The following is an 11,246-nucleotide window of genomic DNA, read 5'->3' on the forward strand; positions in this document are numbered from 1 at the left end:
CTTACACGCTGAGCGCGGCGCGCAATTGCGTTTCGAGCAATGCGGCGTCCAGGGCCTGGCCAATCAACACCAGACGCGTGGTGCGCGTTTCTTCAGTGCTCCACTGACGGTCGAAGTGCTTGTCGAAACGAGTGCCCACGCCCTGGATCAGCAGGCGCATCGGTTTGTTCGGGATCGCCGCGAAACCCTTGACCCGCAGGATGCTGTGCTCGACCACCAGTTGCGTCAGTGCGTCCATCAGCAGGCTTTCGTCAGAGGCCGGCAGCTCGATGGAGATAGAATCGAAAGCGTCGTGATCGTGGTCGTCATGATCGTCATCGTCGTGGTGATGATCGTGATGGCTGTGGCGGCTGTCGATGTGTTCTTCGGAGCTGGCGCCCAGGCCGATCAGCACGTCCAGTGGCAGGCGACCGCTGCTGGCTTCGATGACCTTGACCGCTGGCGGCAACTCTTCGGCGACTTCCAGGCGGACACGGGCCAGGTCTTCCGGGCTGATCAGGTCAGCCTTGTTGAGGATCACCAGATCAGCGCTGGACAACTGGTCGGCGAACAGCTCGTGCAGCGGCGATTCGTGATCCAGGTTCGGGTCGAGTTTGCGCTGGGCATCCACCTGATCCGGGAACGCGGCGAAAGTGCCGGCGGCCACGGCCGGGCTGTCGACCACGGTGATCACCGCGTCGACGGTGCAGGCGCTGCGGATTTCCGGCCACTGAAAAGCCTGGACCAGCGGCTTTGGCAGGGCCAGGCCCGAGGTTTCGATGAGGATATGGTCAAGATCGCCGCGACGGGCGACCAGTTCGCGCATCACCGGAAAGAACTCTTCCTGAACGGTGCAGCACAGGCAGCCGTTGGCCAGTTCGTAGACCCGGCCATTGGCTTCTTCTTCGGTGCAACCGATGGAGCACTGTTTGAGGATTTCACCGTCGATGCCCAGTTCGCCGAACTCGTTGACGATCACCGCAATGCGGCGCCCCTGAGCGTTGTCGAGCATGTGCCGCAGCAAGGTGGTTTTGCCCGAGCCGAGGAAGCCGGTAACGATGGTAACGGGGAGTTTGGCCAGTGTTTTCATCGGATGCCCTTTGGCAAGGTGGCGGGCATACGGGACGAGTACCGGCAACGCCTGTGCGCGCCTGAAGCGTTCGCCACCGGATCACCCCGCCCGGTTGTAGTGAGAAACTGTATCGAGGCAGGTCTCCTGGCTGACGGTGTGCCAGTCGCTTGACTGGCGTTGGCTGCGCCTTCCCGCGGGCTCAGGACTTGAGCGTGCAGTGGCGTGGCAGCGAACATCACCGTTCACAGTTGCGGGGGCAGCCGCGGCTTCGACCGCGTTCCCTTCTTAGCTTCGACAAACGCCGAAGAACCTCGAAAGCGCAAGGCTACGCATCGTATTGGGGCGGGTCAATGTTCATGCTGAGTTCTACAGCGCCTCAACGCCGTCATCGCGAGCAACTGCGCCCCGAGTTGAGAACGCTTGCCAATTGACGCCCCACCCTTGCCCATGCTCTCCTACACGCCTTGTTACGGGTGCCCTTCACAGGGTGAAACGGGAAACCGGTGAATCATGTGCTTTACTCTTAAGCCATGTCAGTCCGGTGCTGCCCCCGCAACGGTAAGCGAGCGAAGCGTCAGATCCACTGCGCCCGTGCGGCATGGGAAGGTGATGCTTGCAGGTTCAGGCGATAGCCAGCACCCCTCGTGAGCCCGGAGACCGGCCCGCAACACAAAGTGAACCTTACAATCACTGAATGACAACCCGCGGTGGGCGGGCGCTGTTCGAACCTCTGCGCGCTCGCTCGTGCAGGGATTTGCATGCGCTCTCATTCCCCGCTGACAGAACTGAGGGAAGCGCCATGTCGATCATCAGCACCACCGGCCACAGCACCACCACGAGCAGCACCACAACCCTGACTCAACGCCTGACCGCCGCCGTTTGTGCGTCGATCCTCGGCGCGTGCCTTGTGTATTTCGCCGGTTTCTCGCACATCGAAGCGATTCATAACGCCGCTCACGATACCCGTCACAGCGCCGCCTTCCCGTGCCATTGAGACCTGCCGACATGATCAAGCGTATCGCGCAAACCGCAGGCTTCACGGGGTTGCTGGCCGCCCTGCTGCTGACTCTGCTGCAGAGTTTCTGGGTCGCTCCACTGATTTTGCAGGCCGAAACCTACGAAAAAGCGGAACCTGCGGCGGTCGAAATGCATGAACACGCCGCTGGCGTCGCCGCACACAGCCACGATGCCGAAGCCTGGGAGCCGGAAAACGGCTGGCAGCGCGTGTTATCGACCACCGGCGGCAATCTGGTGGTGGCTGTCGGTTTCGCGCTGATGCTCGCCGGCCTGTACACCTTGCGCGCGCCGACCAAAACCTCACAGGGGCTGCTCTGGGGCCTGGCCGGTTACGCGACCTTCGTGCTCGCGCCGACCCTCGGCCTGCCGCCTGAACTGCCAGGCACCGCCGCTGCCGATCTGGCGCAACGGCAAACCTGGTGGATTGGCACTGCCGCCTCAACCGCGGTCGGGATCGCGTTGATCGTGTTCAGCCGTCACTGGCTGATGAAAGTCCTGGGTGCAGCCATCATTGCCGCCCCCCACGTGATTGGCGCGCCGCAGCCGGAAGTGCACTCGATGCTGGCACCGCAAGCACTGGAAACCCAATTCAAAATTGCTTCGCAGTTGACCAACGTCGCATTCTGGCTGGCCCTGGGCCTGATCAGCGCCTGGCTGTTCCGCCGCAAGCGCGATGACCAATACCACGCATGACCGATACCGGCACAGCGCCGACCCTGGTGGTCGGCCTGGGCTGCCAACGAGGCTGCCCCGTCAGTACTTTGCGGGCGCTGCTTGATCAGGCGTTGCAAGCGCATCAGATCGGACTGCATCAGATCAAGGCCCTGGCGAGTATTGATTTGAAGCGCGACGAACCAGCCCTTGTCGAACTGGCCGAGCAACTCTCACTGCCATTGACGTATTTCAGCAGCGCCCAGTTGGCCGGCTATGAGCCTCAACTCAGTCATCATTCGCAGATCGCCTTCGAGCGTACCGGCTGCTACGGTGTCGCGGAAAGTGCCGCCCTGGCCCTGGCCGAACAGTTGACCCAGACGCCGGCCAAATTGCTGATTACCCGGCAAAAATATGCCCAGGCCACCCTGGCATTGGCCAGCTCGACGTAAAATCCCGATAATCCGCGCGTTCAATCATGAGCAATCTTCATCTGGCGCCCTGCCCAGCCCCCTTTTCCCACAGGAATCGACGATGACCGTCTACTTCATTGGCGCAGGTCCAGGCGACCCCGAGCTGATCACCGTCAAAGGCCAGCGGCTGATTCGTAGCTGCCCGGTGATCATCTACGCCGGTTCGCTGGTGCCCGCCGCCGTGCTGCAAGGCCATTGCGCCGAACAGGTGGTCAACAGCGCCGAACTGCACCTGGAACAGATCATCGACCTGATCAAGGCCGCCGATGCCAAGGGTCAAGACGTGGCACGCGTGCATTCCGGCGACCCGAGCCTCTACGGCGCGATCGGTGAGCAGATTCGCTACCTGCGCGAACTCGGCATTGCCTTTGAAATCATTCCCGGGGTCACCGCTACGGCGGCCTGCGCGGCGCTTTTGGGGGCGGAACTGACCCTGCCCGATGTCTCACAAAGCGTAATCCTGACCCGCTATGCCGACAAAACGGTGATGCCGGCCGGCGAAGAATTGGCCAGCCTGGCGCAACATGGGGCAACCATGGCGATTCATCTGGGGGTCAATCATCTGGAAAAAATCCTGGCCGAATTACTGCCACATTACGGCGCGGACTGTCCGATCGCGGTGATTCATCGGGCAACCTGGCCGGATCAGGACTGGGTGGTGGGAACGCTTGAGGACATTGCCGGGAAGGTTCAGGCCAAGGGGTTTCGGCGCACGGCATTGATTCTGGTGGGACGGGTGCTGGGCAGTGACCATTTCAGCGAGTCGTCGCTGTATCGCGCCGGCCATGCGCATTTGTACCGCCCCTAAAGCACTTGTGGCGAGGGCGCTTGCTCCCGCTGGACCGCGAAGCGGTCCCAACATCAGCCAAGGCATTCATCACGGAAAAATGCATCGGTTGTATTGTGATGGCTACGCCATCAAACGGGAGCAAGCTCCCTCGCCACAGCGCCGTTTTTTTTTCGCAGCGAACGCCTTAGTAGTAGGCGTTTTCTTTCTGCGTATGGTCGGTCACGTCACGAACACCCTTGAGCTCGGGGATACGCTCAAGCAACGTGCGCTCGATGCCTTCCTTCAGGGTGACGTCCGCCTGGCCGCAGCCCTGGCAACCGCCGCCAAACTGGAGAACGGCGATGCCGTCTTCAACCACATCGATCAGGCTGACCTGACCGCCGTGGCTGGCCAGCCCCGGGTTGATCTCGGTTTGCAGGTAATAGTTGATGCGCTCGTTGATCGGGCTGTCGGCATTGACCATCGGGACTTTGGCGTTTGGCGCCTTGATGGTCAGCTGGCCGCCCATGCGGTCGGTGGCGTAGTCGACGACCGCATCATCCAGGAAAGCTTCGCTGAACGAATCGATGTAAGCGGTGAAGCTTTTCAGCCCCAGAGCGGTGTCTTCAGGTTTTTCTTCGCCCGGCTTGCAGTAGGCAATGCAGGTTTCGGCGTACTGGGTGCCAGGCTGGGTGATAAAGATGCGGATGCCGATGCCCGGGGTGTTCTGCTTGGAGAGCAGATCAGCCAGATAATCATGGGCGGCGTCAGTGATGGTTATAGCGGTCATGGAAACTCCTCGCAGGCTTGGGCGCAGTTTACGCCAATCATCGCGCCGGACAAAGTCCTAGTATTTTTGTCGGGAAAGAACCGAAGCTGCCTCGCTCTCCGATTCGCCGTCAATCCATACTTTAAGCCACCGATAGCTGCATTTTTCCACCCATTCGTAGCTTAGCCATGATCCCGGCCCGATGATGGCAGCACTAACCGCGATCATCACATAGGAACAGTCTGTTGCGCTCGGGAAAGGATTTCGACACGGTGCCTAAAGCGTCCGGCATCGGCCCATCGTGTCAAAGGTTGATCAAAGGTTCTCGTAGCGGTTCATGTCCAGCACGCCCTCTTCCACCGGATCGGTTTCGTGGATGTAGCGGCTCAGGTCATGGAAGTACTCCCAGAACTGCGGGTGACTGCGCCTTACCCCCCAGCGCTCGACAATCTTCTCGAAGCTGTCGGCGTCCCTGGCGTTTTCCATGGCGTCGACAAAGGCCGGGACTTGCTCGGCGGGAATGTTGAACATGAAGTTCGGGTAGCTGCTCATGACCCCCGGATAAATGGTCAGCGTGTCAAGCCCCGGCTGATAGCGCAGCGACTCGCCCAGCAGGAACGCCACATTGCTGTGTGCCCGGTTGCGCAGCAGGCTGTAGACCACACGCTGGCCGCTCGCGGCCTCGACGCGCAACATGGTCGCTTCGGGCAATTGGTCGATGACCTTGAGTCCGGCTGCCGGGCGCGACGTCAGGCGACTCAAGGCCTGTTCGGCGCCTTGCAGGTCCGGGTCGATGTTGGGTCGCGAGCAGTAGGCGCCGTCACAGCGATTGATCGGGTCCGGATTGGCGTTGAGCTCGCCATAGCGCGCCAGCAACTGCATGGCGAAATCGCGCTTGGGGTCATCTGGATCCAGTTTCAGCGCCGTCGGCGTGTCGTCGTCGATCGATTCGTAGTCCAGCCACATCTTGAATTTGCCACTGCTCTGGTACCAGTCATCCAGGTAACGGTCGCGGGAATTGGCCGGCATCAGGCGCAGGAAGTTCTGCTCGGCGCCATTGCGAATCAGGTCGAAATACAGGCGCGTCTGGGCTTGATGCGAGACGTTGCCGAACACGTCGAAATTCACCGCCAACTGATAGTACGTGCGCTCCAGCAACGGGAAGTCGAACAGCCAGATGGTTTGCGGCACGTCACCGATCAGGCCCTTGGTCACCGAAGCACTGTCGAAATGGCGAAAGATGCTCAACAAGGCGTTGTCATTACCGGCCCACAGGCTCGACCAACTCGGCGGCGGCAGTTCGGCGTAGCTTTCCCGGCGCAGGGCTTCGTACTCGTTACGCTTGTCGCGGTAGTCGTGCCACAGGCTCAGGACGCTGCCCACGTCGTCGTTCTGCCCCGGCATTGCCAACAAAGGCGTCGCCTGGCCGCGGTAGTTCGGGTCGGTGATGTAGAGGTCGTGTTCCGGGGCCTGGAACAATGCCCAGAAATTATCGCGAATCACATCCGTGGCAATCTGCCCCCGGCAGACCGGACCGCGAATAAAGGTGCGCACGAAATACTCGGCGTTATCGAGCATGAACTGATAACGCGCCTGGGCCGGGATGGCTTCGAACGTGGTAAACGGATTGGCCCGGCGTTCCGGCCCGTAGCCCGGTAGCGCATTGACCTGCCAGTTGCCGTTGTAGAACAGGCTTTTTATGCGCGCCATCTTCGCCGCGCTCAGCGGATAGGTGATGTGGGTCTTGTGCACGATCACGCCCTGCACCGGCCACAGGCGGTAATAGAACTGACTGCCGGGATCGTCATTCGGTCGGCGGGTATTGATCAGGTCGATAGGCTGGCCGCTCGGCGTACGCGAACGCACCCACTGGAAGAAATGCCCGGGTTCGCCGTCCTTGAAATAGAGGTGCGCAAGAAACCAGTGCTCGAACAACCAGCGCCCCACCAGGCTTTGCCGTGCACCCGGCGCATTGAGCAGGTTCTCCCACTGCACCACCTGTATGGCCTCATTCGCGCTGGGCTCCAGGCCTTGCTCATCGATGGGCGCGCCGGAGGCGAGCCAGCGTTGCAACGTCTGATATTGCTGATCGGTCAGGCCGGTAACGGCCAGCGGCATGCCCTGTTTCGGGTGGGAGCCGGCATAGCCATCGAACTCCGCCGGCATGGCACACATGTTTTCCCGGTTCAGGCCAAGGACAATGTCGTCGGGCAACCTGGCATAGGGCTGCATGGGCGCCTGATGGCCCAATTCGAGCATCCGCGCCATCAGCGCGGCCTGACTGCCCTGGGCGTCAAGTACCGAATAGAAGCCCTTTTGCTGCCAGGCACGTTTGCCGAAGGCGTCATAAAACAACCGGGTCGGCGCGGCGGCCTGACTGCGATTACCGTCATAAACCAGGGATTTGTTCGCACCGCGAGCGGCGCCCTCGCCGCTGGCCAGGTTGAGCTGGCAGGGAGAGTCATAGCAGGCGTGGCAGGCCACGCACTTTTCAGTGAAGATCGGTTGAATGTCGCGAGTGTAGGAAATGCCCGTAGAAACAGCGGGACTTTGCGCTACGGCGCCCCAGCTTATAAACAGCAATGCAATGCTGATGACGACGCGATACGACATGTCCCTGGTCCCGATCGTTAAAAAACGCCGCGATTCTACCGGGCCGGCCGCCCCGTCAACATGAGCGATATTCACGTTAAATCCGGATATGCTCCAAAAGCGCACAGGTTTGCTATTATCCCGGGCCTTCGTCATGGCCTTACCGAGTAGTCCAAATGTCCGATCGCAGCGTTCGCCTTCAAGCTCTCAAGCACGCCCTCAAAGAGCGCATTCTGATTCTCGATGGCGGCATGGGCACGATGATCCAGAGCTACAAGCTTGAGGAGCAGGATTACCGCGGCAAACGCTTCGCCGACTGGCCGAGCGACGTCAAAGGCAACAATGACCTCTTGGTCCTGACGCGCCCGGATGTGATTGCCGGTATCGAAAAAGCCTACCTGGATGCCGGCGCCGACATTCTGGAAACCAACACCTTCAACGCCACTCAGATTTCTCTGGCCGATTACGGCATGCAGGGTCTGGCGTACGAGTTAAACGTAGAAGGTGCACGGCTGGCCCGCAAGGTGGCCGACGCCAAGACCCTGGAAACCCCGGACAAACCGCGCTTCGTCGCCGGCGTGCTTGGCCCGACCAGCCGTACCTGCTCGCTGTCGCCGGACGTGAACAACCCTGGCTACCGCAACGTGACCTTCGATGAACTGGTGGAGAACTACACCGAGTCCACCAAAGGCCTGATCGAAGGCGGCGCCGACCTGATCCTGATCGAAACCATATTCGACACCCTCAACGCCAAGGCCGCGATCTTTGCCGTGCAAGGTGTGTTCGAAGAACTGGGCATCGAATTGCCGATCATGATCTCCGGCACCATCACCGACGCCTCCGGCCGAACCCTGTCCGGCCAGACCACCGAAGCGTTCTGGAACTCCGTGGCCCATGCCAAGCCGATCTCTGTCGGCCTGAACTGCGCCTTGGGTGCCAGCGAGCTGCGCCCGTACCTGGAAGAACTGTCGAACAAGGCCAACACCCACGTCTCGGCGCACCCGAACGCCGGCCTGCCCAACGAATTCGGCGAGTACGACGAACTGCCTGCGCAAACGGCCAAGGTCATTGAAGAGTTTGCCCAAAGCGGCTTCCTCAACATCGTGGGCGGCTGCTGCGGCACCACGCCAGGCCACATCGAAGCCATCGCCAAAGCCGTGGCCGGTTATAAGCCGCGCGAGATTCCGGAGATCGCCAAGGCTTGCCGCCTGTCGGGCCTGGAGCCGTTCACCATCGATCGCAACTCGCTTTTCGTGAACGTTGGCGAGCGCACCAACATCACCGGTTCGGCCAAGTTCGCCCGCCTGATCCGTGAAGACAACTACACCGAAGCCCTGGAAGTCGCCCTGCAGCAGGTCGAGGCCGGCGCCCAGGTGATCGACATCAACATGGACGAAGGGATGCTGGATTCGAAGAAGGCCATGGTGACCTTCCTCAATCTGATTGCCGGCGAACCGGACATCTCCCGCGTACCGATCATGATCGACTCCTCCAAGTGGGAAGTGATCGAAGCCGGCCTCAAGTGCATCCAGGGCAAGGGCATCGTCAACTCCATCAGCATGAAGGAAGGTGTCGAGCAATTCATACACCACGCCAAACTGTGCAAGCGCTATGGCGCCGCGGTGGTGGTGATGGCCTTCGACGAAGCCGGCCAGGCCGACACCGAAGCGCGCAAGAAAGAAATCTGCAAACGCTCTTATGACATTCTGGTCAACGAAGTCGGCTTCCCGCCGGAAGACATTATCTTTGACCCGAACATCTTCGCCGTGGCCACCGGTATCGAAGAACACAACAACTACGCTGTGGACTTCATCAACGCCTGTGCCTACATCCGCGACGAGCTGCCGTATGCGCTGACCTCGGGCGGCGTGTCCAACGTGTCGTTCTCGTTCCGTGGCAACAACCCGGTGCGCGAGGCGATTCACTCGGTGTTCCTGCTGTACGCGATCCGCGCCGGCCTGACCATGGGTATCGTCAACGCCGGTCAGCTGGAGATCTACGACCAGATCCCGGTGGAGCTGCGCGATGCCGTGGAAGACGTGATCCTCAACCGTACCCCGGAAGGCACCGACGCCCTCCTCGCCATCGCCGACAAGTACAAGGGCGACGGCAGCGTCAAGGAAGCCGAGACCGAAGAGTGGCGCAACTGGGACGTCAACAAGCGCCTGGAACATGCGCTGGTCAAGGGCATCACCACCCATATCGTTGAAGACACCGAAGAGTCCCGTCAGTCCTTCGCCCGCCCGATCGAAGTGATCGAAGGCCCGCTGATGGCCGGCATGAACATCGTTGGCGACCTGTTCGGCGCCGGCAAGATGTTCCTGCCGCAGGTGGTGAAATCCGCCCGCGTGATGAAACAGGCCGTGGCCCACTTGATCCCGTTCATCGAGCTGGAAAAGGGCGACAAACCGGAAGCCAAGGGCAAGATCCTGATGGCCACGGTGAAAGGCGACGTGCACGACATCGGCAAGAACATCGTGGGCGTGGTGCTGGGGTGCAACGGCTACGATATCGTTGACCTTGGCGTGATGGTGCCGGCGGAAAAAATCCTCCAGGTCGCCAAGGACGAAAAGTGCGACATCATCGGCCTGTCCGGCCTGATCACCCCGTCGCTGGATGAGATGGTTCACGTAGCACGCGAGATGCAGCGCCAGGACTTCCATCTGCCGTTGATGATCGGTGGCGCAACCACCTCCAAAGCGCACACGGCGGTGAAGATCGAGCCCAAGTACAGCAACGACGCGGTGGTGTATGTGACCGACGCCTCCCGTGCCGTCGGCGTGGCCACGCAGTTGCTGTCCAAGGAACTGAAGGCCGGTTTCGTCGAGAAAACCCGCGAGGAATACATCGAGGTCCGCGAGCGCACCGCCAACCGCAGCGCTCGCACCGAACGCCTGAGCTACGCCGCAGCGATTGCGAAAAAACCGCAGTTCGACTGGAGCACCTACGAGCCGGTCAAACCAACGTTCACCGGCACCCGGGTGCTGGATAACATCGACCTGAACGTGCTGGCCGAGTACATCGACTGGACGCCGTTCTTCATTTCCTGGGACCTGGCCGGCAAGTTCCCGCGCATCCTCCAGGACGAAGTGGTCGGTGAAGCCGCCACCGCGCTGTACGCCGACGCCCAGGAAATGCTCGCCAAACTGATCGACGAGAAACTGATCAGCGCCCGTGCGGTGTTCGGTTTCTGGCCGGCCAACCAGGTGCGCGACGATGACATCGAAGTCTACGGCGATGACGGTAAACCCTTGGCCAAGCTGCATCACCTGCGCCAGCAGATCATCAAGACCGACGGCAAGCCGAACTTCTCACTGGCCGACTTCGTCGCGCCCAAAGACAGCGAGATCACTGACTACGTGGGTGGCTTCATCACCACCGCCGGTATCGGTGCCGAAGAAGTGGCCAAGGCGTATCAGGACGCAGGCGACGACTACAACTCGATCATGGTCAAGGCACTGGCCGACCGTTTGGCCGAGGCCTGTGCCGAGTGGCTGCACCAGCAGGTGCGCAAAGAGTACTGGGGTTACGCCAAGGACGAAAACCTCGACAACGAGGCGCTGATCAAGGAGCAGTACACCGGTATCCGCCCCGCCCCGGGTTACCCGGCCTGCCCGGACCATACCGAGAAAGCCACGCTGTTTGCCCTGCTCGACCCCGAAGCCCGCGAAATGCAGGCTGGCCGCAGCGGTGTATTCCTCACCGAGCACTACGCGATGTTCCCGGCGGCGGCGGTCAGCGGCTGGTACTTCGCCCACCCGCAAGCGCAGTATTTTGCCGTGGGCAAGATCGACAAGGACCAGGTGCAGAGCTACACGTCGCGTAAAGGTCAGGAGCTGAGTGTGACTGAACGCTGGCTGGCACCGAACCTCGGCTACGACGACTGAAGCGCCCATGAAAAAAGCCTCGCGGTGCCGGAAGAAA

The 11,246-nt window shown here is 60.9% G+C and carries 8 protein-coding genes and 2 riboswitches; of the genes, 5 read left to right on the plus strand and 3 right to left on the minus strand.

Annotation, left to right across the window (positions count from 1 at the left end; all coding sequences use genetic code 11):
* Position 1 precedes the first annotated feature (1 nt).
* Positions 2–1,069, minus strand: a complete 1,068-nt coding sequence (gene cobW, locus ACVWYU_RS18355) for a cobalamin biosynthesis protein CobW (RefSeq protein ID WP_248915816.1) — start codon at positions 1,067–1,069, stop codon at positions 2–4.
* Between the two features lie 99 nt (positions 1,070–1,168).
* A riboswitch (cobalamin riboswitch) is annotated at positions 1,169–1,380 on the minus strand.
* Between the two features lie 125 nt (positions 1,381–1,505).
* Positions 1,506–1,731, plus strand: a riboswitch (cobalamin riboswitch).
* A gap of 119 nt (positions 1,732–1,850) precedes the next feature.
* On the opposite strand from cobW, the gene ACVWYU_RS18360 reads away from it, so the two are divergent.
* The 4 genes from ACVWYU_RS18360 (at position 1,851) to cobM (ending at position 4,000) form a co-directional block, all read left to right on the plus strand.
* On the plus strand, positions 1,851–2,045 hold the full coding sequence (locus tag ACVWYU_RS18360) for a CbtB domain-containing protein (RefSeq protein ID WP_090322714.1): 195 nt from the start codon (positions 1,851–1,853) through the stop codon (positions 2,043–2,045).
* Between the two features lie 11 nt (positions 2,046–2,056).
* A complete protein-coding gene (locus ACVWYU_RS18365) occupies positions 2,057–2,761 on the plus strand; it encodes a CbtA family protein (RefSeq protein WP_457373346.1) in 705 nt (234 codons plus the stop codon).
* Positions 2,758–3,171 (plus strand): cobalamin biosynthesis protein, encoded by a 414-nt coding sequence (locus ACVWYU_RS18370; protein WP_390955792.1) that lies wholly within the window; start codon positions 2,758–2,760, stop codon positions 3,169–3,171. Before ACVWYU_RS18365 ends, ACVWYU_RS18370 begins: the two co-directional genes overlap by 4 nt.
* Positions 3,172–3,253: 82 nt before the next feature.
* Positions 3,254–4,000, plus strand: a complete 747-nt coding sequence (gene cobM, locus ACVWYU_RS18375) for a precorrin-4 C(11)-methyltransferase (protein WP_248915820.1) — start codon at positions 3,254–3,256, stop codon at positions 3,998–4,000.
* A 166-nt stretch (positions 4,001–4,166) separates the two neighbouring features.
* Here the strand turns inward: cobM and nfuA are convergent, their stop codons facing one another.
* Complete coding sequence (nfuA, locus tag ACVWYU_RS18380) at positions 4,167–4,751, minus strand: Fe-S biogenesis protein NfuA (protein ID WP_024781251.1); 585 nt, start codon at positions 4,749–4,751, stop codon at positions 4,167–4,169.
* A 294-nt stretch (positions 4,752–5,045) separates the two neighbouring features.
* Positions 5,046–7,343, minus strand: a complete 2,298-nt coding sequence (locus ACVWYU_RS18385; protein WP_457373347.1) for a fatty acid cis/trans isomerase — start codon at positions 7,341–7,343, stop codon at positions 5,046–5,048.
* 155 nt (positions 7,344–7,498) lie between these two features.
* Between ACVWYU_RS18385 and metH the strand changes: the two genes are divergently transcribed.
* Entirely contained in the window at positions 7,499–11,209 is a 3,711-nt protein-coding gene (gene metH / locus ACVWYU_RS18390; protein ID WP_457373348.1) for a methionine synthase, read from the plus strand.
* Positions 11,210–11,246 lie beyond the last annotated feature (37 nt).

The organism is Pseudomonas sp. TE12234 (genome assembly GCF_054061835.1).